The organism is Rhodanobacter ginsengisoli (assembly GCF_042657065.1).
GTDB classification, from domain to species: domain Bacteria; phylum Pseudomonadota; class Gammaproteobacteria; order Xanthomonadales; family Rhodanobacteraceae; genus Rhodanobacter; species Rhodanobacter ginsengisoli.
The window spans coordinates 1616098-1640621 of sequence record NZ_JBHSNF010000001.1; the positions used below are offsets into that span (position 1 = coordinate 1616098).

The 24524-nt window shown below is 66.4% G+C and carries 29 protein-coding genes; 22 read left to right on the top strand and 7 right to left on the bottom strand.

Annotated elements, in window-relative coordinates; translation table 11 throughout:
* Window positions 1-20 precede the first annotated feature (20 nt).
* Entirely contained in the window at window positions 21-914 is an 894-nt protein-coding gene (locus ACFPPA_RS07440; RefSeq protein ID WP_377318786.1) for a LysR family transcriptional regulator, read from the bottom strand.
* A 126-nt stretch (window positions 915-1040) separates the two neighbouring features.
* Here ACFPPA_RS07440 and trpB point away from each other — a divergent pair, with 126 nt between their 5' ends.
* The 3 genes from trpB to accD all read left to right on the top strand — a co-directional run bounded on the left by trpB (window position 1041) and on the right by accD (window position 4101).
* A complete protein-coding gene (gene trpB, locus ACFPPA_RS07445; RefSeq protein WP_377318788.1) occupies window positions 1041-2252 on the top strand; it encodes a tryptophan synthase subunit beta in 1212 nt (403 codons plus the stop codon).
* 132 nt (window positions 2253-2384) lie between these two features.
* Window positions 2385-3185 carry a tryptophan synthase subunit alpha gene (gene trpA / locus ACFPPA_RS07450; RefSeq protein ID WP_377318790.1) on the top strand — a complete coding sequence of 267 codons (801 nt, stop codon included), beginning with the start codon at window positions 2385-2387 and terminating at the stop codon, window positions 3183-3185.
* Window positions 3186-3231: 46 nt separating this feature from the next.
* Window positions 3232-4101 carry an acetyl-CoA carboxylase, carboxyltransferase subunit beta gene (gene accD / locus ACFPPA_RS07455; RefSeq protein ID WP_377318792.1) on the top strand — a complete coding sequence of 290 codons (870 nt, stop codon included), beginning with the start codon at window positions 3232-3234 and terminating at the stop codon, window positions 4099-4101.
* 475 nt (window positions 4102-4576) lie between these two features.
* Here accD and ACFPPA_RS07460 read toward each other — a convergent pair whose 3' ends face one another.
* Window positions 4577-5140: a phosphatase PAP2 family protein gene (locus tag ACFPPA_RS07460; protein WP_377318794.1), complete on the bottom strand. Its 564-nt coding sequence runs from the start codon at window positions 5138-5140 to the stop codon at window positions 4577-4579.
* Window positions 5109-6269, bottom strand: coding sequence for a glycosyltransferase family 4 protein (locus tag ACFPPA_RS07465; protein WP_377318796.1), 1161 nt, complete (start codon window positions 6267-6269; stop codon window positions 5109-5111). The genes ACFPPA_RS07460 and ACFPPA_RS07465 overlap by 32 nt, the downstream gene beginning before the upstream one ends.
* Window positions 6270-6436: 167 nt before the next feature.
* On the opposite strand from ACFPPA_RS07465, the gene ACFPPA_RS07470 reads away from it, so the two are divergent.
* From ACFPPA_RS07470 to ACFPPA_RS07560, 19 genes are all read left to right on the top strand, one after another.
* Window positions 6437-6874 carry a DUF4399 domain-containing protein gene (locus ACFPPA_RS07470; protein WP_377318798.1) on the top strand — a complete coding sequence of 146 codons (438 nt, stop codon included), beginning with the start codon at window positions 6437-6439 and terminating at the stop codon, window positions 6872-6874.
* 85 nt (window positions 6875-6959) lie between these two features.
* Window positions 6960-8360 (top strand): glutamate--tRNA ligase, encoded by a 1401-nt coding sequence (gltX, locus tag ACFPPA_RS07475; RefSeq protein ID WP_377318800.1) that lies wholly within the window; start codon window positions 6960-6962, stop codon window positions 8358-8360.
* 35 nt (window positions 8361-8395) lie between these two features.
* Window positions 8396-8674 (top strand): hypothetical protein, encoded by a 279-nt coding sequence (locus ACFPPA_RS07480; protein ID WP_377318802.1) that lies wholly within the window; start codon window positions 8396-8398, stop codon window positions 8672-8674.
* 31 nt (window positions 8675-8705) lie between these two features.
* Window positions 8706-9221, top strand: a complete 516-nt coding sequence (locus tag ACFPPA_RS07485) for a transcriptional repressor (RefSeq protein ID WP_377318804.1) — start codon at window positions 8706-8708, stop codon at window positions 9219-9221.
* 99 nt (window positions 9222-9320) lie between these two features.
* Window positions 9321-9755 carry a MerC domain-containing protein gene (locus tag ACFPPA_RS07490; protein WP_377318806.1) on the top strand — a complete coding sequence of 145 codons (435 nt, stop codon included), beginning with the start codon at window positions 9321-9323 and terminating at the stop codon, window positions 9753-9755.
* Window positions 9756-9828: 73 nt separating this feature from the next.
* A complete protein-coding gene (locus ACFPPA_RS07495) occupies window positions 9829-10785 on the top strand; it encodes a cation diffusion facilitator family transporter (protein WP_377318808.1) in 957 nt (318 codons plus the stop codon).
* Between the two features lie 65 nt (window positions 10786-10850).
* Window positions 10851-11012: a 30S ribosomal protein THX gene (locus ACFPPA_RS07500; RefSeq protein ID WP_377318810.1), complete on the top strand. Its 162-nt coding sequence runs from the start codon at window positions 10851-10853 to the stop codon at window positions 11010-11012.
* Between the two features lie 94 nt (window positions 11013-11106).
* Entirely contained in the window at window positions 11107-11265 is a 159-nt protein-coding gene (locus ACFPPA_RS07505) for a hypothetical protein (RefSeq protein WP_377318812.1), read from the top strand.
* A complete protein-coding gene (locus ACFPPA_RS07510) occupies window positions 11246-11584 on the top strand; it encodes a YerC/YecD family TrpR-related protein (RefSeq protein ID WP_377318814.1) in 339 nt (112 codons plus the stop codon). Before ACFPPA_RS07505 ends, ACFPPA_RS07510 begins: the two co-directional genes overlap by 20 nt.
* Window positions 11581-12477 (top strand): ATP phosphoribosyltransferase, encoded by an 897-nt coding sequence (hisG, locus tag ACFPPA_RS07515; protein ID WP_377318816.1) that lies wholly within the window; start codon window positions 11581-11583, stop codon window positions 12475-12477. The genes ACFPPA_RS07510 and hisG overlap by 4 nt, the downstream gene beginning before the upstream one ends.
* Before the next feature lie 58 nt (window positions 12478-12535).
* On the top strand, window positions 12536-13873 hold the full coding sequence (gene hisD / locus ACFPPA_RS07520) for a histidinol dehydrogenase (RefSeq protein WP_377318818.1): 1338 nt from the start codon (window positions 12536-12538) through the stop codon (window positions 13871-13873).
* The gene (gene hisC, locus ACFPPA_RS07525; protein ID WP_377318820.1) at window positions 13870-14976 is read left to right on the top strand and encodes a histidinol-phosphate transaminase; all 1107 of its coding nucleotides are present in this window, start codon (window positions 13870-13872) and stop codon (window positions 14974-14976) included. Before hisD ends, hisC begins: the two co-directional genes overlap by 4 nt.
* Window positions 14973-16037 carry a bifunctional histidinol-phosphatase/imidazoleglycerol-phosphate dehydratase HisB gene (hisB, locus tag ACFPPA_RS07530; RefSeq protein ID WP_377318822.1) on the top strand — a complete coding sequence of 355 codons (1065 nt, stop codon included), beginning with the start codon at window positions 14973-14975 and terminating at the stop codon, window positions 16035-16037. Before hisC ends, hisB begins: the two co-directional genes overlap by 4 nt.
* A complete protein-coding gene (gene hisH / locus ACFPPA_RS07535) occupies window positions 16037-16627 on the top strand; it encodes an imidazole glycerol phosphate synthase subunit HisH (protein WP_377318824.1) in 591 nt (196 codons plus the stop codon). The genes hisB and hisH overlap by 1 nt, the downstream gene beginning before the upstream one ends.
* Window positions 16624-17352: a 1-(5-phosphoribosyl)-5-[(5-phosphoribosylamino)methylideneamino]imidazole-4-carboxamide isomerase gene (gene hisA, locus ACFPPA_RS07540; RefSeq protein WP_377318826.1), complete on the top strand. Its 729-nt coding sequence runs from the start codon at window positions 16624-16626 to the stop codon at window positions 17350-17352. Before hisH ends, hisA begins: the two co-directional genes overlap by 4 nt.
* The gene (hisF, locus tag ACFPPA_RS07545) at window positions 17346-18125 is read left to right on the top strand and encodes an imidazole glycerol phosphate synthase subunit HisF (protein ID WP_377318828.1); all 780 of its coding nucleotides are present in this window, start codon (window positions 17346-17348) and stop codon (window positions 18123-18125) included. The genes hisA and hisF overlap by 7 nt, the downstream gene beginning before the upstream one ends.
* 94 nt (window positions 18126-18219) lie before the next feature.
* Window positions 18220-18855 carry a bifunctional phosphoribosyl-AMP cyclohydrolase/phosphoribosyl-ATP diphosphatase HisIE gene (gene hisIE, locus ACFPPA_RS07550; protein WP_377318830.1) on the top strand — a complete coding sequence of 212 codons (636 nt, stop codon included), beginning with the start codon at window positions 18220-18222 and terminating at the stop codon, window positions 18853-18855.
* Window positions 18856-19041: 186 nt separating this feature from the next.
* Window positions 19042-19878 carry a helix-turn-helix transcriptional regulator gene (locus ACFPPA_RS07555; protein WP_377318832.1) on the top strand — a complete coding sequence of 279 codons (837 nt, stop codon included), beginning with the start codon at window positions 19042-19044 and terminating at the stop codon, window positions 19876-19878.
* Between the two features lie 255 nt (window positions 19879-20133).
* Window positions 20134-21261, top strand: a complete 1128-nt coding sequence (locus tag ACFPPA_RS07560; protein WP_377318834.1) for a saccharopine dehydrogenase family protein — start codon at window positions 20134-20136, stop codon at window positions 21259-21261.
* 115 nt (window positions 21262-21376) lie between these two features.
* Here the strand turns inward: ACFPPA_RS07560 and ACFPPA_RS07565 are convergent, their stop codons facing one another.
* The 4 genes from ACFPPA_RS07565 to ACFPPA_RS07580 form a co-directional block, all read right to left on the bottom strand.
* Complete coding sequence (locus ACFPPA_RS07565) at window positions 21377-22408, bottom strand: C13 family peptidase (RefSeq protein WP_377318836.1); 1032 nt, start codon at window positions 22406-22408, stop codon at window positions 21377-21379.
* Window positions 22409-22423: 15 nt separating this feature from the next.
* Entirely contained in the window at window positions 22424-23116 is a 693-nt protein-coding gene (mtnC, locus tag ACFPPA_RS07570) for an acireductone synthase (protein ID WP_377318838.1), read from the bottom strand.
* Window positions 23117-23189: 73 nt separating this feature from the next.
* Window positions 23190-23753: a 1,2-dihydroxy-3-keto-5-methylthiopentene dioxygenase gene (locus ACFPPA_RS07575; protein WP_377318840.1), complete on the bottom strand. Its 564-nt coding sequence runs from the start codon at window positions 23751-23753 to the stop codon at window positions 23190-23192.
* Window positions 23750-24400: a methylthioribulose 1-phosphate dehydratase gene (locus ACFPPA_RS07580; protein WP_377318842.1), complete on the bottom strand. Its 651-nt coding sequence runs from the start codon at window positions 24398-24400 to the stop codon at window positions 23750-23752. The genes ACFPPA_RS07575 and ACFPPA_RS07580 overlap by 4 nt, the downstream gene beginning before the upstream one ends.
* Window positions 24401-24524 lie beyond the last annotated feature (124 nt).

Sequence of the window (24524 nt, forward strand, 5' to 3'; positions counted from 1 at the left end):
GGCAGACGCGCCGGCCTGACTCAGCCACCGGCCAGTTCGTCGCGCAGCCAGGCGGCCAGTGCGCTGGCGCGCGGATCGGGTAGCCGCGATGGCGTGGCCAGGAGCCAGGCCGCCGTGGTCGCCCGAAATCCCCACGGCGCCAGCAGGCGCCCGCTGGCCAGATCCTCGCTGACCAGCGGGGCCGGAGCGATCGCCACGCCGAGTCCGGCAATCGCCGCTTCCAGCAGGTGGTAGAGATGGGGAAAGCCCGGGCCCGTGCCGGCCGGCGGGGCAGGGAGACCCATGCAGCGCATCCAGTCCGGCCACGCCTGCGGTCGCGAGGTCGTGTGCAACAGCGGTTCCTCGAGCAGTCGACTGGCCGGCTGATCCTGCAGCCGGGGCCAGCCGGCATAGCGCGGGCTCACCACCGGGCCGATCCGCTCCGGCGCCAGCACCTCGACCTGCCAGTTCGACGTCGCCGGGGGCGCCGCCAGTTGCAGAACCGCATCGAGCTTGCCGGGTTCCGGCATCAGCGGGGGTTCCTGTGCCGACAGGTGCAGCCGGAGTTCGGGCAGGTCGCGACCGAGCCGGTCCAGCCGCGGAATCACCCAGCGCGCCAGCAGGCTGCCCGAACAGCCGAGCACGAACGGTGCCTGGGCGCTGCGCTGGCGCAGGCTGGCCCAGCTCTCGCGCAACTGCTCGAACGCCGCGCCGGCTCCCTCGTGCAATTGCTCGCCCACGTCGGTCAGCGCGAGGCCGCGCCCCTGGCGCACGAACAGCGACCGGCCCAGCGCCTCGTCGAGCAGGCGCAGCTGCCGACTCACCGCGCCGTGGGTCACGTGCAGTTCGGCGGCGGCGCGGGTGACGCTGCGCAGCCGAGCCACCGCCTCGAATGCGCGCAGGGCGTTCATCGGCGGCAGGTCACGATCGGTCATATGTGATTTTTACTGACATGTAGGCGCGATCTTATCGCTTTTTCGCCCCGCCGCCCTGAGTTAATCTCGACCATCACGGCGGCAGCGACCATCGTATCCATCAGTTTTACGCACAGGACATGCAGCATGCCCACGATCCAGGACTATCACCGCTGGCCCGATGCCCACGGGCGCTTTGGCGACTACGGCGGCAGCTATGTCGCCGAGACCCTGATGGCGCCGCTGGCCGAATTGAGCGAGGCCTATGAGCGGCTGCGCACCGATCCCGCGTTCCTGGCCGAGCTCGATCGCGACCTGAAGTACTACGTCGGCCGGCCCAGCCCGATCTATCACGCCGAGCGCCTGTCGCAGCACGTCGGCGGGGCACGGATCCTGCTCAAGCGCGAAGACCTGAACCACACCGGCGCGCACAAGATCAACAACACCATCGGCCAGGCGCTCGTCGCCCGGCACATGGGCAAGCAGCGGGTGATCGCCGAAACCGGCGCCGGCCAGCATGGTGTGGCCACCGCCACGGTGGCGGCCCGTTTCGGCATGCAATGCGTGGTCTACATGGGTGCGGTCGACATCGAGCGGCAGAAGATCAACGTGTACCGGATGAAGCTGCTCGGCGCGGAAGTCATTCCGGTGACGTCGGGCTCGAATACGCTGAAGGATGCGTTGAACGAGGCGATGCGCGACTGGGTCACCAACGTGGCCGATACCTTCTACATCATCGGTACCGTGGCCGGCCCGCACCCGTATCCGAAGATGGTGCGCGACTTCAATGCGATCGTGGGGCGCGAGGCGCGGGCGCAGATGCTGGAGCAGTACGGTCGCCTGCCGGACGTGCTCACCGCCTGCGTCGGCGGCGGCTCGAACGCGATCGGGCTGTTCCATGAATTCCTCAACGACGCCGACGTGCGCATCGTCGGCGCCGAAGCGGCGGGTGAGGGCATTGCCAGCGGCCATCATGCGGCCTCGCTGGCGGCGGGCCGGCCCGGCGTGCTGCACGGCAACCGCACCTACGTGCTGTGCGATGACAACGGCCAGATCACCGAGACGCATTCGGTATCCGCCGGCCTGGACTATCCCGGCGTCGGTCCCGAGCATGCTTTCCTCAAGGATGCCGGCCGCGCGGAATACGTGGGCGTGACCGATGACGAGGCGCTGGAGGCCTTCCATCTGCTGGCCCGCACCGAGGGCATCCTGGCGGCGCTGGAATCCAGCCACGCCGTGGCCCAGGCGATGAAGCTGGCGCGCGAGCTGCCGAAGGACGGCATCGTGTTGTGCAATCTTTCCGGTCGTGGCGACAAGGACGTGCATACCATCGCGGCGCGCGAAGGTGTCGAGGTATGAGGCAGGAACGAGTGAAGAGGAGTGAGAGATGAGAGAAAGGCAGCGGCTAGCGCACCTTCAATTTTCAACCCGGTCAACACAAGGCGTCAGCATGAACACGCGTTCCTCACTCCTCTTCACCCGTTCCTCGCCATGAACCGCATCGACCGCCGCTTCGCCGAGCTCAAGGCTGCCGGCCGCACTGGCCTGATCCCGTTCGTCACCGCCGGCGATCCCTCGCCCGAGCATATGGTCGGACTGATGCATGCGCTGGTCGAGGCGGGCGCCGACCTGATCGAGCTGGGCGTGCCGTTCTCCGATCCGATGGCCGATGGCCCGGTGATCCAGCATGCCAGCGAACGGGCGATCGCCAGGGGCGTGGGGCTGCTCGACGTGCTGGGCTGGGTCGCTGAATTTCGCCAGCGCGATGCCACCACGCCGGTGGTGCTGATGGGTTATCTCAACCCGCTCGAAATCCACGGTTACGCGCGTTTTGCCGCCGAGGCGGTGGCCGCCGGCGTGGATGGCGTGCTGCTGGTGGATTGTCCGCTGGAGGAAGCGGACGTGCTGAGCCCGCTGCGCGAGGCGGGCCTGCGCCGGATCATGCTGGCGGCGCCCACCACCGCACCCGCGCGTATGGCGCAGCTGTGCGGGATGGCGGAGGGTTTCCTGTACTATGTGTCGTTTGCCGGCATCACCGGCGCGGGGCATTTGAGCACCACGGACATCGCTGCCCGTGTGGCCGATATCCGATCCCGTGCGAGTGCGCCGGTGGCAGTCGGCTTCGGCGTGCGCGATGCGACCAGCGCGAAGGCGATCGCCGGGTTTGCCGATGCGGTAGTGATTGGCAGTGCGTTGGTCGAGCGGTTGGCGGGTGCCGCGACGGCGGCGGATATCGCCGATCGCGTGCGGAGCTTCCTGCTGCCGATCCGTACCGCGCTGGATGCACACTGAGACGGTCAGCTGGCCGTTTCGGGTCAGGAACGTTTGAGGTGTTGCGATGAACTGGTTGCAGAAAATCATGACTCCGCGTGCACGCACGCAGAACACGACGGCCGGCAAGGGCTCGGTGCCCGAGGGCGTGTGGGACAAGTGCAAGGGTTGCGGCACGGTGCTGTACCGGCCGGAGCTCGAGCGCAATCTGATGGTCTGTCCGAAATGTGACCATCACCATTACATCAGCGCGCGGATGCGCCTCGACGCCTTGCTGGATGAAGGCTCCACCCAGGAGCTGTGGGCCAGCATGGAGCCCACCGATCCGCTGAAATTCCGCGACTCCAAGAAGTATCGCGAGCGCATCAATGCCGCCCAGAAGAAATTCGGCGAGAAGGATTCCCTGCTGGCGATGAGCGGCAAGCTCAAGGGCCGCCCGCTGATGGCCGTGGCCTTCGATTTCGCCTACATGGGCGGTTCGATGGGCTCGGTAGGCGGCGAGAAGTTCGCGCGCGCCGCCGAGCGTGCGCTGGCCGATCGCAGCGCCTTCGTGTGTTTTGCCGCCAGTGGCGGCATGCGCATGCAGGAAGCGCTCTTTTCGTTGATGCAGATGGCCAAGGTGTCGGCCGCGCTGGCCCGCCTGCGTGATGCCGGGGTGCCGTACATCAGCGTGCTGACCAATCCGACCACCGGCGGTGTGTCCGCCAGCCTTGGCATGCTCGGCGACATCAACATCGGCGAGCCGAAGGCTTTGATCGGTTTCGCCGGTGCTCGCGTGATCGAGCAGACCGTGCGCGAGACGCTGCCCGAGGGCTTCCAGCGGTCGGAATTCCTGGTCGAGCATGGTGCCATCGATCTGATCGTCGATCGACGCGAGATGCGCGACAAGCTGGCCGACCTGCTCGGTATCCTGATGAAGGCGCCGCGCGCCGCCTGACGCTGCGCCATCGATCCGAAGCGATGCCGCCGCCGGGCGGCATCGTCGTTTTGGCGCAAGTGTTTTCCACAGCGGCTGTGGAAGCGTTCCGGTAAAGCCTGTGGACAAGCCGGGTTTGCCGCTTGTCCATCAAGCACTTGCTACGCGTTGCTCAGGTATTGCGCAGTGGCGGCCTGCCGGATCGGTTCGTCGCACCGGTGGCTGCGCCCGGGATCGGCGCAACAGTTTTCCACAGCAACTGTGCGTGCCTCCTGTACAAGCCTGTGGACAACAGCGGCTGTGCTCTTTGCCGACAAGCACTTGCCACGCGTTGTCGTTGTCTTGACCAGTCGCCATCGGCTCGCGCGAAGTTTTCCACAGCGATTGTGGAGCGCGGGCGGTAAAGCCTGTGCACAAGTAGGCTATCTGTCTGACCGCAAAGGAGCTTGTGACGGCGTGCGCAAAGGCTGCGCAGCGCGAGGCCGACGAGGCACACTCACATCGGCAGCGGCAGCAGCCACAGGGATGCCGTGCCGAGACTGCCGCCGATCGCGATGGCGGCCAGCACGTCGCTGGGGTAGTGCAGGCCGAGGATCACCCGCGATGCGGCGACCAGACCGGTGAAGCCCAGCAGCAGCGGTGCCAGCAGGGGATACCAGGCCAGTGCGACGATGCTGAAACTTACCGCCTGCAAGGTATGCCCCGAGGGAAAGCTGAATTCGTCCAGCGGCGGCACGTGGGCGATCACGCCCGCACAGACGCGGTACGGTCGCGGTCGACGGGTCCAGCGTTTCAGCAGGCGGTACAGCAGCAGGGCGGCGAGTCCGGTAACGGCCATGTGCGCGGCCGCGGTCAGGCCGCGCTGACCCCCGACCAGGGCCAGTACCGTCATCAATGCATACCAGAACACGCCGTCGCCGAGCCGGCTGATGGCGCCGAAGAACACGCCGACCACACGTCGCGCGCCCCAGCGATTGGCCAGCACGCAGACATGTCGATCCAAGGCGAAACGTGGCCCGAGCGGAAGCTCAGGCGTGGGCAACGGTGGCAGCGTGCTCATGCGGATGCTCCTCGGCCAGTTCGCGCAGCAGGGCTTCGAAATCGCGGATCACCGCGTCCGGTGACAGTCCGGCCATGCCGGCATGGGCGGCACGGCCCATGTGCCGGATCAGGCCCGGATTGCTGGCCAGCGTGGCGGTCGCCTCGACGAATGCCTTGGCGTTGCCCGACTCGATGCAGTAGCCGTTGACCCCGTCGACGAGATGCTCGCGCGCGGCGCCCTCGGCGTAGGCCACCACCGGCAGCCCGGCCGCCAGTGCCTCGATGATCACGTTGCCGAAGGTTTCGCTGAGGCTGGGAAACGGGAACAGGTCGGCGCTGGCGAAATGCCGTGCCAGCGCTTCGCCGCGCTGCACGCCGGCGAAGATGAAATCGGGATGCGCTGCCTGCAGTGCCGCGCGCGCGGGGCCGTCGCCGACCCACACGTAGCGTGCGCCCGATACCCGTTGCTGCACGGCGCGAAAGGCCTCCACCGCGAGTTCGAGATTCTTTTCCGCGGCGATGCGTCCCACGTACAGCACGATCGGGGCCACCGCATCCACGCCCCAACCGGCGCGCAGTCCGTCATCACGCTGGCGCGGATGGAACAGCTGCGTGTCCACGGCGCGACGCAGCAGGCGTGCGTTGGATATGCCCATGCCGAGCAGCTCGTCGGCGAGGGCGTCGGTCGGCACCAGGGTGGCGGCGGCGCGCTGGTGAAAGCGGCGCAGGTAGCCGCGCACCAGTGGTGTCAGCAGCCCCAGGCCGTAATGATCGGCATAGCTGTCGAAGCGGGTATGGAAACCGCTGCTGACCGGGATGCCCAGCCGTCTGGCCGCACGCACGGCCGACCAGCCGAGCGGCCCCTCGGTGGCGACATACACCGCATCGGGTCGATGCTGCTGCCAGTGCTGGTGAAGCTTGCGTCCAGCGGGCAGGCCGAAGCGCAAGCCGGGGTAGCGGGGCAGCGCTCCGCCGCGCATGCTGAGCACGTCGATGCCGGGCTCGTCGGCGTGGGGTTGCGATTGCCGCGGCCGGATCAGGTCGACGCTGTGGCCGCGCTCGGCAAGGCCGCTGGCGAGGCTGTGCACGGTCAGTGCGACGCCGTTGATCTCGGGTGGATAGGTTTCGCTGACGATGCCGATGCGCATGACGATACCCGTGCTGGCTGGGCCACAGCTTGGGCGAGGGGCGTTGCGGATGAGTGGCGGCGGCGTGACATCGCGATGACGCGAGGCCGCCGGCGGGCACCGGGGCAGGGTGCATTCGCGGAGCCGGGACGCCTACACTGCAGCTCTCGCCGCCGTGGAGATCACCGATGAAACGCATCCTGCTTGCGCTTTCCCTCGCCGCCGGACTGAGCGGCGCCTCGTTGGCTGTCCGCGCTCAGGGTCTGCCGGTGACCAGGGCCCCCGGCGGGGCCGAGGTCTACATCATCTCTCCGCGCGACGGCGCCAGCACCGGGCAGCAGGTGACCGTGCGTTTCGGACTCAAGGGCATGGGCGTGGCACCGGCCGGGGTCGACAGGAAAGATACCGGCCATCATCACCTGCTGGTCGACGTGAAGGTCCTGCCGGCGGCCGGGCAGCCGATCCCGAAGGATGCCCACCACCTCCATTTCGGTGGCGGGCAGACCCAGACCACGCTGCAGCTGTCTCCCGGTACGCATACCCTGCAGCTGGAGCTGGGCGACCAGAACCACGTGCCCTTCGATCCGCCGCTGGTATCGAAGAAGATCACCATTCACGTGAAATGATCGCCGACAGGATCGCGCCGGCGTCGGTTGCGCCGCACGGATCGGTTAAAATCGACGGCTTCGTTCCCATGCCGTCGATATCCTGATGACCGTACGCACCCGCTTCGCTCCCAGCCCCACCGGTTTCCTGCACATCGGCGGGGCCCGCACCGCGTTGTATTGCTGGCTGGAATCGCGCCGTCGCGGCGGGCAGTTCGTGTTGCGGATCGAGGACACCGATCGCGAGCGTTCGACGGATGTCGCGGTGCAGGCGATTCTCGATGCCATGCAGTGGCTGGGCCTCGATCATGATGAAGGCCCGTTCTACCAGACCCAACGGCTGGACCGCTACAGGCAGGTGGCCGATGAACTGGTCGCTGCCGGCAAGGCCTATTACGCCTATGAGAGCAAGGAGGAAATCGAGGCGATGCGCGAGGCGGCGATGGCGAAGGGGGAGAAGCCGCGTTACAACGGCTACTACCGCGATCGCAACGAGCCGCTGCGCGATGATCCGAATCGGGTGATCCGCTTCCGCAACCCGAGCGAAGGTTCGGTGGTGTTCGACGACAAGGTGAAGGGTCGCATCGAATGGAACAACAGCGAGCTGGACGATCTGGTGATCTTCCGCTCCGACGGCTGGCCGACCTACAACTTCGCGGTGGTCGTCGACGACATCGACATGGGCATCACCGAGGTGATCCGCGGCGACGACCACGTCAACAACACGCCACGCCAGATCAATATCTACAAGGCGCTGGGCGCCACGGTGCCGGAGTTTGCGCACTTGCCGATGATCCTCGACAAGGAGGGCAAGAAGCTGTCCAAGCGCACCAGCGCGGTCAGCGTGATGGAGTATCGCGACGACGGCTTCCTGCCGCATGCGTTGCTGAACTACCTCGTGCGGCTGGGCTGGTCGCATGGCGACCAGGAAATCTTCTCGCTGCAGGAGATGATTGCCCTGTTCGATGTCGCCGATGTCAACAAGGCGGCCTCGCGTTTCGACACCGAGAAGCTGGCCTGGATCAACCAGCATTACCTGAAGACCGACGAGCCGCAGACGCTGGCGGCGGAGTTCGCCTGGCACCTGGCGCGCGCCGGCATCGACACCGCGCACGGGCCGGCGCCGGTCGACGTGATCGTGGCGTTGCGCGATCGGGTGCATACGCTCAAGGAAATGGCCGAGCGCGCGAAGATCTGGTACGGCCCGATCTCCGAATGGGACGACAAGGCGGTGGCCAGGCACCTGAGGAACGACAGTGCGGTGGCCGTGCTCGAGGCGGCGAAGCTGCTGCTCGCCGATTGCGCCTGGCAGCCGGAGCCGATCCACCAGGTCATCGAGCAGGTCGCCGCGAAGCTCGGGCTGGGCATGGGCAAGGTCGCCCAGCCACTGCGCGTGGCGATGACCGGCACCCAGGTTTCGCCGTCGATCGATCACACGATCTACCTGGCCGGGCGCGGCCCGGCAATCGGGCGCATCGACAGCGCGATCGCCCTGGCGCAGGGCTGAGCTTTCCGGCATGTCGATGGCGTACCGGTGTCGACATGGATGAGTTGCTGGCCAGGGCGACCCGGGGCGTCGACCTCGACGCGCCCGGTGCGTCCTGGCATGTCTTCCTCAACCTGTTGAATATGCTGCCGTGGGCAGCCATGTTCTGGTGGAACCTGCTGTTCGTGGCTGTCGGCCTGCTGCTCGGCTGGTGGCGTGGCAGGTTGCTCGAGGGTGCGTTGTGGGCATGGGTGCTGGGGCCGATCGGCTGGATCGTGATCGTGCTGAAGCCCCGCCCGAAACCACCCGCGGAACCACCGCCATTGCCCCGCTGAATGTTGACGCGGTGTGGGCGGGTGGCGATGTATGATCGACGGCGAGGTGAAGGTTTTGAGCCATGAAGGCACCGACAAGCAGCACGCGCATCATCCGCATCATCATCATGATGACGCGAAGGGGTTCGTGCGGGCGGTGGAGCTTGCCAGCAAGCAACGCGGCCTGCGCCTGACGCCCTTGCGCAGGGAAGTGCTGGAGCTGATCGCGGCCGTGCGCAAGCCGGTCAAGGCATACGACCTGCTCGACCAGTTGCGCGAGAAGCATGGCAATGCGGCACCGCCGACGGTCTATCGCGCGCTCGACTTCCTGCTCGAGAACGGTTTCATCCACAAACTGGAATCGGTCAACGCATTCGTCTCCTGTCATCACCCGGCGGAAGCGCACCAGGTGCCGTTCCTGATCTGCGATATCTGCTCCAACGCAGAGGAAGTCTGCGACGACCGGGTGGCCGAGCTGATCGAGGCGCAGGCAAAGGCGCTCGGGTTCCGTCCCCAGGCGCAGACGCTGGAAGTGCACGGCACATGCAAGGATTGCCGCAAGTCCTGATGGCCGGAGTCGGTGGGGGTCTGGCGCTTGATTATGTTATAAAGTAACATGTCGCCACCGGGAGCAGAGTCGCCATGTCTGGCGACGCCGGACAGGCCGATGGATTCCGAGCAGGCAAACAAGACCCGTTGGTGGCGCATGGCCGATCGCATCGGTGCGACGGCGTCCTTCCTGTGCGCGATCCACTGTGCGCTGCTGCCGTTCGTGCTCGCGCTGTTGCCATTCCTGGGCCTGGAGTTTCTGGCGTCCCCTCATTTCGAGCGCGGGTTCGTGTCGTTTGCCTGCCTGCTGGCGGTGTTCGCTTTGGTTCGCGGCTATCGTCGGCATCAGCAGCCGTTGCCGCTATTGCTGGCTGCGCCGGGACTCGCCCTGCTGCTGCTCGGCGTCACCTATGCCGAGGGTTATTCGGTCATCGTGCACAGCGTGATGGTGACGTCCGGTGGCCTGCTGCTGGCGGCGGCGCATTTCGTCAATCTGCATCGGGACAGCCGTCACGGCGATGACCACGTGCATGGTCCCCAATGCGCGCACTGAACCGGTCGGGTCGCGCGATCCCCCCGGGGCGCTGTGATTGTGTAACGGCGACCGGCATTCCTAGCATGCGCGCATGAGCACACCGCATACCCATTCGCACGATCATTCGCATTCACACGGGCATTCGCACGACCGGACGGGTGTTGCCGATCAGCGCGGTCGCAAGCTGATGTTCGCCTTCGTGTTGACCACCGTGATGATGGCGGTCGAGGTGATCGGTGGTTTCTGGTCCGGATCGCTGGCCCTGCTGGCCGATGCCGGTCACATGATGGTCGATGCGCTGGCCTTGCTGCTTGCGGTGGTCGGCGCCGTGATGGCCACCCGGCCCGCCGATGCGCGGCGCAGCTACGGCTATGGCCGGATCGAGGTGCTGGTCGGCTTCGTCAACGCGCTGAGCCAGTTCGTGCTGGTCAGCTGGATCTTCTACGAGGCGATCGGTCGGCTGCTGCACCCCGGGGAAATCCTTTCCGGGGTGATGCTGGTGGTGGCCATCGCCGGCCTGCTGGTGAATGCCCTGGTGCTGCGCACGCTGCACGGACATGCCCATGACGACGTCAATCTGGCCGGCGCCAGCCTGCATGTGCTGGGCGACCTGCTTGGCTCGCTGGCGGCCGTGCTCGCGGCACTGGCGATCCGCTGGTTTGGCTGGCTGTGGGCTGACCCGGTGCTGTCGTTGCTGGTGTCGCTGCTGATCCTGAGCAGCGCGTGGCGGCTGCTGCGCCAGTCCGCGCATATCCTGCTGGAAGGTGTGCCGGACGGCATGGACAGCGCGGCCGTGGCGGCCTCCCTGCGCGACGCCGATCCCGCCATCCGCGGCATTCACCACCTGCACGTATGGCAACTGGCCTCGGGTTCGCGCATGGCGACGCTGCACGCGGAGCTGCACGAGTCGGGCGACAGCGCGCAGGCGCTGCAGGCGATAAAGCGGATATTGCTGGAGCGCTTCGAGATCCAGCATGTGACGGTGCAGATCGATCCGGGCGAGTGCCAGGACCGGGCGCAGGGCTGTGCCAGGCATGGCCACGCCTGACTATGGTGTTTGCCCCCGCACTGCTATCATGGTCGACCGTTCATCCAACAAATCAAGGTGTTCCCATGGGCAAGGGCGATCGCAAGACCCGTCGCGGCAAGATCAATCGCAGCAGCTACGGCAATTCCCGTGCGCATACCGTGTCGCCGGCCGTTGTCGGCGCCAAGCCGACCGTAACCAAGCCGGCTGCTGCCAAGAAGGCTGCGCCGAAGAAGAAGTCGGCCTGAGTTGGTTTCAGTCTGCACCGATCGACAAGACCCCCGCTTCGGCGGGGGTTTTTGTTGGTGGGTCCGGCACGAGCCTGGTCCGGCGAGCGGGCGCATGGCGGCAGGTGTGAACCGCCTGCGCCTGCAGCGCAGCCGGGATCCTGAACACAGGCGGACAGTGGCTGGCGGCTGGTTTGTCGCGCCGCCGCATGCCATGTATGATGTCATCTCACGTATTAATGCATTAGTACATTATGAAGCGACGATCGATTGATCCCGAGACCCCCGCCGAATCCGCCAGCCTGAGCTTGTACGAGGCGCTGCTTTCGCTGAAGAACGCCGACGAGATGGGCGCCTTCCTGTGCGACCTGTGCACGCCGGCGGAGCTGGAAGTGCTGGTGGATCGCTGGCGGGTGGTTCCGTTTCTGCTCGAGGGGGTGTCTTATCGGGAGATCCACGAGCGCACGGCGGTCAGCATCACCACCATCGGGCGCGTGGCCCGCTATCTCAATCAGGGCAGTGGCGGCTATCTGGCTGCCGCCGCACGGGCCGCGCGACGGCAATCCACAGCAGCAAGGAAGGCAAGGGCATGAAGACGCGCGACCGTTTGCGCATTGCGATGCAGAAATCCGGCCGGCTTACCGAGCCGGCGCTGGATCTGCTGAACCGTTGCGGGCTGAGTTTCCGCCAGAGTCGCGACAAGCTGTTCCTGTTCGGCGAAGGCGAGCCGGTGGATCTGCTGCTGGTGCGCGATGACGACATTCCCGGCCTGATTGCACAGGGCGTATGCGACCTGGGCATCGTGGGGCGCAACGTGCTGAACGAATTCAAGCTCAGTACGACCGGCCTTGAAGCGGAGCCGTTGAACGAGTGGCGCCCGTTGGGCTTCGGTCGCTGCCGCTTGTCGATCGCGGTGCCGCAGGAGCTGGATTACGAGGGGCCGCAGCACCTGGAAGGCCGGCGCATCGCCACATCCTATCCCGGCCTGCTCGGCGAATGGCTGCGCACGCATGCGGTGAAGGCCGGTGTGGTGACGCTGGCCGGCTCGGTCGAGATTGCGCCGAAGCTGGGTACGGCCGATGCGATCTGCGATCTGGTGCAGAGCGGCGGCACCCTGGTGGCGAACCAGTTGCGCGAGACCGAAGTGCTGCTGGAGAGCGAGGCGGTGCTGGCCGGTCCGTTGACCTTGCCGGTGGATGAGCGCGGCGACATGCTGGAATTGCTGCTGAAGCGGCTGGACGGGGTGATCCAGGTGCGCGAGTCGCGCCTGTTGCTGCTGCAGACCTCGCGCGCCACGCTCGAGGCGGTGACCCGGCTGCTGCCGGGCGGGCCGCAACCGACCCTGATGCCGGTGGCCGGCCAGCCCGATCAGTTGATGCTGCAGGCGTTGTGCGCCGGCGAGGTGAGCTGGCGGCAGCTCGAGGAAATCAAGAAGGCCGGCGCGCGCGAGATGTTCGTGCTGCCGGTCGAGAAGATGCTCGCATGAGTCCGACCTGGATGAAGCGGATTTGCACGAATCGGTCCCGTACGAGGAGCTGGTCGAGATGAAACGCCTGGACTGGAATGCACTGGATGGAGCGGGTCGCCGCGAGGCGCTGGCGCGCCCGGCACAGTCGCGCTCCGACGAATTGCGCGCCGGTGTCGCGCAGATCATCGCCGCCGTGCGCGAGCGCGGGGATCCCGCCCTGCTTGAGCTCAGTGCGAAATACGATCGCTGCACGCTGCGGGCGATCGAAGTCGACGAGGCGGAATTCGCCGCCGCCGAGGCGTCGCTGGATGAGGTATTGAAGAACGCGATCCGCGAGGCGGCCGGGCGCATCGAGCTCTTCCACCGTGCCGCCGCCGCGCAACCGGTGGCCGTCGACACCGCTCCCGGCGTGCGGGTGGAACGGATGCTGCGCCCGATCGGCCGGGTCGGCCTGTACGTGCCGGCCGGCAGTGCGCCGCTGCCATCGACCGCGCTGATGCTGGGGTTGCCGGCGCAGATTGCCGGTTGCCGCGAGGTGGTGCTGTGCTCGCCGGCGCGGGCGGATGGGCGTTGCGACGAGGCCGTGCTGTATGCCGCCCGCATCACCGGGGTGCACCGGGTATTCAAGCTCGGCGGCGCCCAGGCGATCGCGGCGATGGCCTATGGCACGGCCAGCGTGCCTCGCTGCGACAAGCTGTTCGGTCCCGGCAACGCCTGGGTGACCGAGGCGAAGCTGCAGGTGTCGTCCGATCCGGACGGGGCGGCCATCGACATGCCGGCGGGCCCGTCCGAGGTGCTGGTGATCGCCGATGCCGCGGCCAGTCCCGCGTTCGTCGCGGCGGACCTGCTGTCGCAGGCCGAACACGGGCCGGACTCGCAGGTGATCCTGTTGAGTCCGTCCGGCGAGCTGCTGGACCAGGTGGCGGTCGAGGTCGAGCGGCAACGCGCCGGGTTGCCGCGCGCCGCGATCGCCGCGCAGGCGCTGGCGCAGAGTCGCCTGATCGCGGTGGCGTCGCTGGCGCAGGCGGTCGAGGTGAGCAACCGCTATGCGCCCGAACACCTGATCCTGCAGGTAGCCGAGCCACGTGCCTTGCTCGAAGGCATCGAGAGTGCCGGATCGGTCTTCCTCGGCGAGTGGACGCCCGAATCGGTGGGCGACTACTGCAGCGGCAGCAACCATGTGCTGCCCACCTACGGCTACGCGCGCAGCTACAGCGGCGTCTCGGTCGCAAGCTACCAGAAGCAGATCAGCGTGCAGGAGGTCAGCGCGGACGGCCTTCGCAACATCGGCCCGTGCACCGCGATCCTGGCGCAGGCCGAACAACTGGAAGCCCACCGGCGTGCGGTGACGATGCGGCTGGCGGCGCTGGATACGGTCATCATGGAAGCGCCCGACGCGGAGAAGCTGGCATGAGTGTGCTCGACCTCGCACGGCCGGAAATCCGGGCCATGCAGCCGTATTCCTCGGCGCGGATGGAAGCCAGCGGCGGCCAGGTGTTCCTCAACGCCAATGAATCGGCGTGGGCCCCGCTGGGCGACAACGGCGTGGGCTGCAACCGCTATCCCGAGCCGCAGCCGAAGGCGCTGGTCGAGGGGCTGGCGGCGCTTTACGGCGTGCGCCGCGAACAGCTGCTGGTCGGCCGCGGCAGTGACGAGGCAATCGATCTGCTGGTGCGGGCGTTCTGCCGCGCCGGCCAGGACGCGATCCTGATCCAGCCGCCGACCTTCGGCATGTATGCGGTCAGCGCGCGGATCCAGAACGCGGCCGTGATCGAGGTGCCGCTGGCAGACGATTTCACGCTGGATGTGGATGCCGTGCTGGCGGCCATCACTCCGGCGGTGAAGCTGGTGTTCGTGTGCACGCCGAACAATCCCAGCGGGCAGTGCGTATCCCGGGACGACATCGAGCGACTGCTGCAGGGCCTGGACGGCCGGGCCCTGCTGGTGGTCGACGAGGCCTATGTCGAATTTGCCCACCATGGCAGCGTGGCCGACCTGATCGACCGCTATCAGCACCTGGCGGTCCTGCGCACCCTGTCCAAGGCCTGGGCCCTGGCCGGCGCCCGCATCGGCAGCCTGCTGGCCAGCGCCGAGGTGATCTCCCTGCTGCGGCTGATCATGCCGCCGTATCCGATACCGCTGCCGTGCCTGGCCGCGGCATTGGCCGCCTTTTCGGAGCAGGGCCAGAATCAGGCCCGCGAGCACATGGCCTCGGTGCGGAGCGAGCACGAGCGGATGCGCGCGGCCCTGGCCGCCTTGCCCGGCGTGCGCGCGGTGCTGCCTTCGCAGGCGAACTTTCTGGCGGTGCGCTTCGGCGACGCCGGCGCGGCGTATCGAAAGCTGCTGGATGCCGGTGTGGTGGTGCGCGACATACGCCGCTACCCGAATCTTCACGACGCGCTGCGCATCACCATCGGCCGGCCGGAGGAAAACGACCGCGTGCTGGATGTACTGGGCAGTCCACCCGTCGCCGGCCGTGGTGCGACCGAAACCTCGACGGCAGGTGAACACCCATGAGCCGCAAGATTCTCTTCGTCGACCGGGACGGTTGCCTGATCGAGGAGCCCGCCGACCAGCAGATCGACAGCTACGAGAAGCTGGCCCTGTTGCCCGGTGTCGTGGCGGCGCTGCAGCGCTTTGTCGGCGCCGGTTACGAACTGGTGATGGTGACCAACCAGGACGGCCTGGGCACCGACAGTTTTCCCGAGTCCCGGTTCAGCGGGCCGCACGATCTGCTGCTGCGCATTCTGGCCTCGCAGGGCGTCCTGTTCCACGAGATCCTGATCGATCGCAGTCTTCCGCACGAAGGCAGGGATACCCGCAAGCCGGGCATCGGCATGCTGCGGCACTATCTTGCCGACGATGGCTGGAGCCGGGCGGCTTCGGCGATGGTCGGCGATCGCGAAACCGACCTGCAACTCGCGGCCAACCTCGGCGTGCGCGGCTGCCGCGTGGGACCGCTCGGCATGGCGTGGGACGAACTGGCGCATCAGCTGCTGGATGCCCCGCGCACCGCGACGGTACAGCGCAACACCAGGGAGACCCGCATCACGGTGAGCGTGGATCTGGACCGCGTGGCCGAGCCGCAGGCGCATACCGGCCTCGGCTTCTTCGATCACATGCTGGAGCAGATCGGCAAGCATGGCGGCTTCGCGCTGGCGCTTCGCTGCGACGGGGATACCCACATCGACGAGCACCACACGATCGAGGACTGCGCGCTGGCGCTGGGCCAGGCGTTGAAGCAGGCGCTGGGCGACAAGCGCGGCATCGGTCGTTACGGTTTCACCCTGCCGATGGACGAATCGCAGGCCAGCGCGGCACTGGATCTGTCCGGTCGCCCGTACTTCGTGTTCGAGGGCAGTTTCCCGCGTGAGCGGGTGGGCGAGGTGCCGACCGAGCTGGTGCCGCACTTCTTCCGCTCGCTGTGCGAAAGCCTGGGCGCGAACCTGCACCTGAGCGTGCACGGCGACAACGCGCATCACATGGTCGAGGCCTGTTTCAAGGCGGTCGCGCGCACGCTGCGCCAGGCCATCCGCCGTGAGGGCAGCGAGCTGCCCAGCACCAAGGGCGCACTCTGATGAGCATCGTGCTGGTCGATGCCGGCGGTACCAACATCGGTTCGGTGCGCTATGCACTGCAGCGGCTGGGCGTGGATGCGGCGCTGAGCGCGGATGCCGCGGGCATCCGGGCGGCCGACAAGGTGATCCTGCCCGGCGTGGGCGCGGCCGGTCCCGGCATGGCGCGGCTGCGCGAGCTGGGTCTGGTCGAGCTGCTGCGTTCGCTGACCCAGCCGGTACTCGGCGTCTGCCTGGGCATGCAGTTGCTGTGCGCGCATTCGGAGGAGGGTGACACCGAGTGCCTGGGTCTGGTCCCGGCCAGCGTGCGCCGCTTTGTCGAGGCGCCCGGATTGCGCGTGCCGCACATGGGCTGGAACACCCTGGTCGCGCGCCGGCCGCACCCGTTGCTGACCGGCCTGGTCGAGGGCGACCAGGCCTATTTCGTGCACAGCTACGCGGTGCCGCTGGGCGACTACAGCCTGGCCAGCACCGACTATGCCGGTGCGTTCTCGGCGGTGATCGCGCGCGACAATTTCCACGGCATGCAATTCCACCCCGAGCGTTCCGCCGCCGTCGGCGCGAAGCTCCTGCAGAATTTCCTCGAGCTATGAACTTCGACATCATTCCCGCGATCGATCTGCGCGACGGCCGCGTGGTGCGCCTGCGGCAGGGCGACTACGCCCAACAGACGACCTACGCGACCGATCCGCGCGAACTGGCCCTGCGTTACCTGCATGACGGTGCGCGCTGGCTGCACCTGGTCGACCTCGACGGTGCGCGCTCCGGTGGCCTGGACAACCTCACGGTGATCAAGGCGATTGCAGAGGACGGCCTGCAGATCCAGGCCGGCGGCGGGGTACGCGTCGAGGACGACCTGCGCCGCCTGTTCGACGTCGGCGTGCATCGGGTGGTGCTCGGCAGCGTGGCCATCCGCGAACCCGAGCAGGTCGCGCGCTGGCTGGAGACCTACGGCAGCGAGCGGATCACCATCGCGCTCGACACCCGGCGCATCGACGACCGCTGGACCCTGCCCAGTGCCGGCTGGACCGAACCGGAGGCGCGGACGCTGGACGAGCTGGCACCGTGGTATGTCGCCCGCGGCGCCCGCCACCTGTTGTGCACCGACATCGAGCGCGACGGCATGCTGGCCGGTTTCAACCTGGACCTGTATCGCCACCTGGCGGATATCGCGCCGCAACTGGCCGTGCAGGCTTCCGGCGGCGTGCGCTCGTTGGCCGATATCCGTGCCGCGCGCGAGGTGGGTGCGCGGGGCGTGATCCTCGGGCGTGCCTTGCTCGAGGGTCGCTTCACCCTCGAGGAAGCGCTGGCATGCTGAGTCGCAGGATCATTCCCTGTCTGGATGTGCGTGACGGCCAGGTGGTCAAGGGCGTGCGCTTTCGCGATCACGTGGTGATGGGCGAGATCGTGGATCTGGCCTTGCGCTACCGCGACGAAGGCGCCGACGAGCTGGTGTTCTACGACATCACCGCGAGCCCGGAAGGGCGCAGCGTGGACCGCGACTGGGTCGAGCGGGTGGCGCGGGTGATCGACATTCCGTTCTGCGTCGCCGGCGGCATTCGTTCGGTGGACGAGGCGCGCGCGGTATTGCATGCCGGCGCGGACAAGGTCTCGATCAATTCGCCGGCACTGGAACGGCCGCCATTGATCGACGAACTGGCCGCTGCCTTCGGCGTGCAGTGCGTGGTGGTCGGCATCGACTCGCTGCGCGATGCCGATGGCGAATGGCGCGTGCGGCAGTACAGCGGCGATCCGGCGAAGACCCAGGCGCTGGCGCGCCGGACGCTGGACTGGATGGTCGAGGCGCAACAGCGCGGTGCCGGCGAGATCGTGCTCAACTGCATGGGCAGTGACGGCGTGCGCCGCGGCTACGATCTGGAGCAACTGGCGGCTGCCCGTGCGCTTTGCGGCGTCCCGCTGATCGCCTCCGGTGGCGCCGGCGCGCCGGAACATTTTCGCGATGCCTTCGTCGAGGCCGACGTGGACGGCGCGCTGGCCGCCAGCGTGTTCCATTCGGGCGCGATCGCGATTCCCGAACTCAAGCGATTCCTGCACGGGCAGGGCGTGCCGGTACGGCTGAGCCAGGAGTGAGTGTGGAGGAGTGAGAAACGGGTGGGAGCGGTCGACCGGCTTTCCCTCATTGCTCACCCCTCCGCATTCGTTTCTTCAAACCACGAGAGAAACCATGAGTGCCAACAACGTCAATCCGCGACAACCCGACTGGGCCAAGGGCGACGGCCTGCTGCCGGCGATCGTGCAGCACTGGAGCAGCGGCGAGGTGCTGATGCTGGGCTACATGAACGCCGAGGCGCTGGCCCGGACCCGAGCCAGCGGCCAGGTCACCTTCTACAGCCGCAGCAAGCGGCGCCTGTGGACCAAGGGCGAAAGCTCGGGCCACGTGCTGGCGCTGAAGTCGATCCGCATCGACTGTGATGCCGACACCTTGCTGATCCAGGCCGCGCCGCATGGCCCGACCTGCCACCTGGGCACCTCCAGTTGCTTTGGCGACGGCATCGAGGTGCACCCGCCATTGGGTTTCCTGGCCGAACTCGATGCGCTGGTGGCGCAGCGCCATGCCGAACGTCCGCAGGGCAGTTACACCACCAGCCTGTTCGAGGGCGGTATCCGCCGGATGGCGCAGAAGGTGGGCGAAGAAGGCATCGAGACCGCACTGGCCGCCGTGGCGCAGGACGACGCCGAACTGCTGGGCGAGGCAGCCGACCTGATCTTTCACCTCACCGTGGTGCTGCGCGCGCGGGGGCTGTCACTGGCCGATGTCGCGGCGGTGCTGGCCAAGCGGCATACTCAACGCAACAGATAAGTGATGGCGGGAGGGATCATTCGAGTGTCCACACCCTCCCCCGAAACGGCCATTCGTGCGAATGTCGCGGGACGCCCGCGGTCCGCTGGTGCACCATTTCAGGCGGTTGCCGATTCCATGGCTGTAACCACTGCTTGACGTGAATTCGCGCTGTCCTGGAGGCAGCAGCTCACATACGGAGGCCAGATGCCAGATTTCACCGTCCGTAGCCTGCTGGAAACGCCGTCCGTTACGGTCCGGGACGTCTGTTGCAGTGGAACGTGCCGGCACAAGAGCGGCGAAGAGTGTGCCAGCAAGACGCACCTCGTGTTTCCCTACCGGGGAACTTACCTGCGTCATGTGGGTGACTCCCAGGCGGTTGCCGAATCCAATCAGGTGCTCTTGTTCAATGCCGGGCAGGGCTATCAGGTCAGCCATCCCGTGGCAGTGGAAGGCGGGGATGCGAGCCTGGTCCTGGCGCTGGACGAGGCGTTGCTCCGTGAGTTGGCGCCCGCGACGCTGACCCGAGACAAGAACGCTTTCACGTTTCGACAGCAGCAATTGGGAATCGACCCGCGAACCCAGGCGCTGGTGGCGTTGTTGCGCCACAGTTTGCGCGAGAACAGCGTTGAACGACTGGAGGCGGAAAGTCTTTCATTGACGCTCGTGCAGCGCAGCCTGGATTCAGGCACGTCGCACAAGGCGGGTGCAAATGCAGGACGGCAGCGGCTGGCCGATCGCGCCAAACTGATACTGTCCAGTGACCTTTCCCGGAGGTGGACGCTGGCGGATATAGCGGCCGAGGTGGGTGTTTCGCCCGTCTACCTGACCCAGGTATTCCAGCAGGTGGAAGGCGTCCCGCTGTATCGCTATCAGTTGCGTCTTCGCTTGGCCCGCTCGCTGGATCTGTTGAGCCGGTACGAGGATCTGAGCCAACTGGCCCTCGACCTCGGGTTTGGCAGCCACAGTCATTTCAGCGCGTCATTCCTGAAGACATACGGCCAGACTCCGACTGAATTCCGCCAGGCAGCACTTCGCCGATAGGCTCCTGGCGTCAAGTTGCTAAAAATTCTGACAGCGCCCAGCGAAGGCTCCTGACTAAATAGCCTTACCCGGATTGCGGGTCATCGAGGGCAACACCATGACTGGAAATACTTGCGCGGCATGTGACTGCGAACTGGACGACAGCTCAGCATCCGTCACCCTTGGTTGGGAAACGGTCGAAGTCTGTTGCGATGAGTGCGCGGCAAAGCTGCAGGAATCCTTCAGTGCCGCCGTGTCGCCCACCGGGGACGGTGCATGAGCATGACCAGCAGACCATCGAGCGGGGAAGACAGAGCCATTGCCGTGTATGGCGCTTATGGTCACACCGGTCGTTTCGTCGTGGCGGAGCTGCGCAAACGCGGCTGTACCCCGATCCTGAGCGGGCGCGATCCGGTGCAACTGCACGCATTCGCTGCCATGTATCCGTCGCTGGACGCGCGGCCTGCCTCCATCGACGACCCGGCCTCACTCGATCGTGCGTTGGTCGGTGCCACGGCCGTGATCAACTGCGCAGGCCCGTTCCTGGATACGGCGGCGCCAGTCATCGAGGCTGCCCTGCGCGCCAGGATCCACTATCTGGACGTGGCTGCCGAGCAGGCGGCGGTACTCGACACCTTTGAAAATCATTCCGACGGCGCCCGTGAGGCGGGAGTCGTTCTGTTGCCCGCGATGGCCTTCTACGGCGGGTTGGCCGACTTGCTGGCCACCGCTGCCATGGGCGACTGGACGAGTGCCGATGAAGCCCGGATCGCCGTCGCCCTGGATAGCTGGTTGCCGACCAAGGGCACGCGCCTGACCGGCGAGCGCAACACCGTGCCGCGCGTTGTCGTATCCAAGGGGGCGTTGGCGCCCCTGGCCAATCCGCCGCAGACGCGCAGCTGGGAGTTTTCAGCGCCGTTCGGAACCCAGGACGTGGTTGCCTTGCCACTGTCCGAGATCATCAGCCTCTCGCGTCACCTCCAGATTCCCGAAATACACGCCTACATGAACCTGAATCCGTTGAGGGACCTCCGCGATCCAGGCACGCCCGCCCCCACTGCCTCCGATGACAGCGGACGCTCTGCACAGTTGTTTCTGGTGGATGTGAAGGTGCGCAAGGGGGGCCAGTGGCGACGTGCAAAGGCCAGCGGACGCGATATCTATGCAATCAGTGCGCCGTTGATCGTGGAGGCCGCGGTACGGATCGCCGAACACCCTGCCAAGCTCCGTGGTGCCTTTGCCCCCGGACAGATTTTCGACGCCCACGATTTCCTCCAGGCACTTGGTCCGGAGCAACTCACCATCGGGTTCTCATCGGGTAGCGCGGCGGAAGCGGAACACGAAGGCCGCGTGACAGCGCCCTCAGTCTCGATCACGAGAGCGAAGCCCGGATACTCGGGATAACGGCTGGCGGGTTTTCGAACTCAATTCCCCGATCGTCTGCCATCGCCCGCGGAAGACATTCGCGATCAGACACTCTGCGCCTGTGCGTCTGCTGGCTTGAGGTGTCCGCAGGACGCTATTTTGTCGTTGTCGCCGCAGCGGCTGGCGCTGCCACGGGGGGCTTGAACGCCACTGCTGGCCCGGGCGTGAAGCCTTTGCGCCACAGGGCGAGCTGGTTTTCGATGCCGATGCCAATGTCGATCTGCGGTTCCGACGGGGTCAGCTTGTCCTGCCTTTCCCACTGGCGAATCTCGCTGCTGGCCTGCCGGAACGCATCGACGAAATTGTCGGTGTGGTTCAGCGCATCGACCAGCCAGGCCTTGCCGAAGTAGGTGATGTCCGAATCGCTGCCGCAGCCGAACGAGCTGCGGTCGGTGCGGGCGGCGGCAAGCACCAGGGTATCGGGCGCGCGCAGGGGCGGCACGAAACCGCCCGAATAGCAGGCGTTGATCACGACCACCTTCCACTTGAACGGATGCATGGCGAGGATGCCGGCCAGATCCTGCGCGCCGATCTGATCCAGCGGCAGCGGATCCATGTCCACCAGCAGGGTGTGGTCCTCGCTGCCGTGACTGCTGATGTACAGCAGCAGGATGTCCTGTTCGGGCCGCATCAGCTTGCCCAGGCCCGCAAGGGCGGCATCCAGGTTGCTCCAGCTGGCCAGTGGGTGGCTGGTCAACGTGGCCGGATTGTTTTCCAGCACCAGCGAGTGAGCAGTGGCGCCGAAGCGGGTCGTGAACAATTTCGCCGCGTATTCGGCTTCGTTGTGGAACACGTCCTCGGCACCGTCACCGGCGAAGGTCAGCAGATACAGATTCGGTTTGCCGGCGATGCGCGGGGTGACTCTTGCCAGCGCATCGCGCAGCAGTCGTGGTTGGGCGTAGAGCACCTGCTCCGGGGTCGGGCCCTCCGGTGGCCAGTCGTCGCCTTCGCTGTCGGCCTCGAATCCCGCGGCGTAACTTACCCCCGGCGACATGCTGGCCGACGCCGGCGGCAGGTCCGCCGGGTGATGCTCCGGTAGCGAAGGCGTGCCTGGGCGACCAGGCAGCCACAGCGTTACCAGGACCCCGGCGGCAAACGCGAGCAGGATGGTCAGGACGCTGCGCATGGTTCGATCCGTGAGTCAGCTGGAGAGGGTGATGGCGTCGAAATCGGCGTAGACGGGATGGCGCGCTGCGTCCGGCATGGGCTGCTGCTCGCGGATCAGCCAGCCGGTATGGAACCCCGCGGCTTTCGCGGCATCGAGCTCTTCCACGATGTCCGACAGGAACAGCAGATGCCGGGGCTGTTCGTCGATCGCGTCGGCGATCCGCCGGTACGACTCGGTTTCGCGTTTCGGACCGGTTTCGGTATCGAAATATCCGGCGAACAACGGGGTCAGGTCGCCGGCTTCGCTGTAGCGGAAAAACAGCTTCTGCGCCGGCACCGAGCCGGAAGAGTAGACATACAACCGCAAGCCGTCGGCGCGCCAGTCGCGCAGTCGGGCGGCGACTTCGGGGTACAGGTGGGCGCGGTAGTCGCCGGCGGCGTAGCCCTCCTGCCAGATCATTCCCTGCAGCGCCTTCAGCGCGGTGGACTTGCGATCCTGATCGATCCACTGCAGCAGCAGTTCGATGATGTCCTGGCGGGGGGCCTCGACCAGACCGGCCTCGCGGGCGGCCTCATGCAGCCAATGCTGCAGTTCGGGCTTGTCGCCGTGCGTTTCGACGAAGGCGGGCAGGCGCTTGCGCGCATACGGGAACAGCACGTCGCGAACGAAGCTGATCGAGCTGGTGGTGCCCTCGATGTCGGTGACGATGGCGCGGATTTCGATCATGGCGGCAGTAGCGTGAGAGGGTGACCAGCAGCATAGACGAAGCGCAAGTCATGCGGCGGTTGCCGGCAAGGCATCAGTCCGGCCGGGCCTGTTGCGAAGGCATCCGCGGGAACCGCTGGGCGATGTCGTCGCCGGTGAACCGGGCCACCCAGCCATCCTTGTTGGTGAACAGGCGGATGGCCACGAAGTAGGGCGTTTCGCTCATGTCGAACCAGTGGCGGGTGCCATCCGGCACGCCGATCAGGTCACCCTGTTCGCACAGGATGTCGTAGATCCTGTCACCGATGTGCAGGGTGAACTGGCCGGAGCCGGCGACGAAGAAACGTACTTCGTCCTCGCTGTGGGTGTGTTCGCTGAGGAACTTCTGCCGCAGCGTGGCGCGATCGGGGTGATCCGGAGTGAGGCTGATCACGTCGACCGCCTGATAGCCTTTCTCCTCCATCAACCGTTCGATGTCCTTGCGGTATGCGGCGATCACCGCCTCCTGGCTCGCACCCGGCACGATCGGCTGGCTCGCTTCCCATTGTTCGAAGCGGACACCGACCTTGCCCAGCTCGGCGGCAATCGCCGCGTGGTCGTCGCGGGTGGCCAGCGGGGTGTGCGGTCGGGTTTCGTCGAAGATGCGCAGGCGGCTCATGATGCCCTCAGCTTGATCAGGTCCAGTTCGCAGCCGAGCAGGAACTCCAGCGCTTCCAGGTGGCGCTGGGTTTCGGCCATGTCACGACCCCAGGTATAGATCCCGTGACCGTCGATCAGATAGGCGTGCAGCGGCTTGCCCGTATCCAGCCAGGCTTCGACCCGGGCAACCAGTTCAGGCATGTGCTGGGTATTGGGGAATACCGGGATTTCCAGCACGCTCTCATGTGTGTCGTAGCCGGTGATCGCTTTCTGCAGTTCCCACCCCTGCAGCCGGATCAGCCCCTTGCCGGCAAACAGCCGGGAGGCCACGCTTTGCGTGCGTGAATGGGTATGCAGCACCGCGCCCATGTCCGGCCAGCGCCGATAGATCTGGGTATGCAGGGCAGTCTCGGCGCTGGGACGAGCGTCGCTGCCCACGGCGTGGCCGCGCAGGTCGATCAGCATGATGTCGTGGCGCCCAAGCCGACCCTTGTGCCGGCCGGACACGGTGATCGCGGCATGATCGGCATCGACCCGCATCGAGAAATTGCTGCTGGTGGCCGGGGTCCAGCCCAGCGCCGACAGCTCGCGCGCCGCGTCCGCGATGCTGTCCGCACATGCGTCGAACAGACTGGCGGGAATCGTGCCTGGCAGGGTCTGGCTCATGTTGTTTGGACGTCCAAATGGAAGTGGATGATAGCATGCGCGGAATCGGCGCCTGGCTTGAATGAGAGCCATTCTCGCAACTCAGCAAAGATTGCACCGGCTGGCGTAACATTGCGTCAAATTC

Excerpts from the sequence above, each read along its gene's own strand:
- ACFPPA_RS07440 (WP_377318786.1), bottom strand. The coding sequence starts at position 914 with ATGACCGATCGTGACCTGCCGCCGATGAACGCCCTGCGCGCATTCGAG.
- trpB (WP_377318788.1), top strand. The coding sequence starts at position 1,041 with ATGCCCACGATCCAGGACTATCACCGCTGGCCCGATGCCCACGGGCGC.
- trpA (WP_377318790.1), top strand. The coding sequence starts at position 2,385 with ATGAACCGCATCGACCGCCGCTTCGCCGAGCTCAAGGCTGCCGGCCGC.
- accD (WP_377318792.1), top strand. The coding sequence starts at position 3,232 with ATGAACTGGTTGCAGAAAATCATGACTCCGCGTGCACGCACGCAGAAC.
- ACFPPA_RS07460 (WP_377318794.1), bottom strand. The coding sequence starts at position 5,140 with ATGAGCACGCTGCCACCGTTGCCCACGCCTGAGCTTCCGCTCGGGCCA.
- ACFPPA_RS07465 (WP_377318796.1), bottom strand. The coding sequence starts at position 6,269 with ATGCGCATCGGCATCGTCAGCGAAACCTATCCACCCGAGATCAACGGC.
- ACFPPA_RS07470 (WP_377318798.1), top strand. The coding sequence starts at position 6,437 with ATGAAACGCATCCTGCTTGCGCTTTCCCTCGCCGCCGGACTGAGCGGC.
- gltX (WP_377318800.1), top strand. The coding sequence starts at position 6,960 with ATGACCGTACGCACCCGCTTCGCTCCCAGCCCCACCGGTTTCCTGCAC.
- ACFPPA_RS07480 (WP_377318802.1), top strand. The coding sequence starts at position 8,396 with ATGGATGAGTTGCTGGCCAGGGCGACCCGGGGCGTCGACCTCGACGCG.
- ACFPPA_RS07485 (WP_377318804.1), top strand. The coding sequence starts at position 8,706 with ATGATCGACGGCGAGGTGAAGGTTTTGAGCCATGAAGGCACCGACAAG.
- ACFPPA_RS07490 (WP_377318806.1), top strand. The coding sequence starts at position 9,321 with ATGGATTCCGAGCAGGCAAACAAGACCCGTTGGTGGCGCATGGCCGAT.
- ACFPPA_RS07495 (WP_377318808.1), top strand. The coding sequence starts at position 9,829 with ATGAGCACACCGCATACCCATTCGCACGATCATTCGCATTCACACGGG.
- ACFPPA_RS07500 (WP_377318810.1), top strand. The coding sequence starts at position 10,851 with ATGGGCAAGGGCGATCGCAAGACCCGTCGCGGCAAGATCAATCGCAGC.
- ACFPPA_RS07505 (WP_377318812.1), top strand. The coding sequence starts at position 11,107 with ATGGCGGCAGGTGTGAACCGCCTGCGCCTGCAGCGCAGCCGGGATCCT.
- ACFPPA_RS07510 (WP_377318814.1), top strand. The coding sequence starts at position 11,246 with ATGAAGCGACGATCGATTGATCCCGAGACCCCCGCCGAATCCGCCAGC.
- hisG (WP_377318816.1), top strand. The coding sequence starts at position 11,581 with ATGAAGACGCGCGACCGTTTGCGCATTGCGATGCAGAAATCCGGCCGG.
- hisD (WP_377318818.1), top strand. The coding sequence starts at position 12,536 with ATGAAACGCCTGGACTGGAATGCACTGGATGGAGCGGGTCGCCGCGAG.
- hisC (WP_377318820.1), top strand. The coding sequence starts at position 13,870 with ATGAGTGTGCTCGACCTCGCACGGCCGGAAATCCGGGCCATGCAGCCG.
- hisB (WP_377318822.1), top strand. The coding sequence starts at position 14,973 with ATGAGCCGCAAGATTCTCTTCGTCGACCGGGACGGTTGCCTGATCGAG.
- hisH (WP_377318824.1), top strand. The coding sequence starts at position 16,037 with ATGAGCATCGTGCTGGTCGATGCCGGCGGTACCAACATCGGTTCGGTG.
- hisA (WP_377318826.1), top strand. The coding sequence starts at position 16,624 with ATGAACTTCGACATCATTCCCGCGATCGATCTGCGCGACGGCCGCGTG.
- hisF (WP_377318828.1), top strand. The coding sequence starts at position 17,346 with ATGCTGAGTCGCAGGATCATTCCCTGTCTGGATGTGCGTGACGGCCAG.
- hisIE (WP_377318830.1), top strand. The coding sequence starts at position 18,220 with ATGAGTGCCAACAACGTCAATCCGCGACAACCCGACTGGGCCAAGGGC.
- ACFPPA_RS07555 (WP_377318832.1), top strand. The coding sequence starts at position 19,042 with ATGCCAGATTTCACCGTCCGTAGCCTGCTGGAAACGCCGTCCGTTACG.
- ACFPPA_RS07560 (WP_377318834.1), top strand. The coding sequence starts at position 20,134 with ATGAGCATGACCAGCAGACCATCGAGCGGGGAAGACAGAGCCATTGCC.
- ACFPPA_RS07565 (WP_377318836.1), bottom strand. The coding sequence starts at position 22,408 with ATGCGCAGCGTCCTGACCATCCTGCTCGCGTTTGCCGCCGGGGTCCTG.
- mtnC (WP_377318838.1), bottom strand. The coding sequence starts at position 23,116 with ATGATCGAAATCCGCGCCATCGTCACCGACATCGAGGGCACCACCAGC.
- ACFPPA_RS07575 (WP_377318840.1), bottom strand. The coding sequence starts at position 23,753 with ATGAGCCGCCTGCGCATCTTCGACGAAACCCGACCGCACACCCCGCTG.
- ACFPPA_RS07580 (WP_377318842.1), bottom strand. The coding sequence starts at position 24,400 with ATGAGCCAGACCCTGCCAGGCACGATTCCCGCCAGTCTGTTCGACGCA.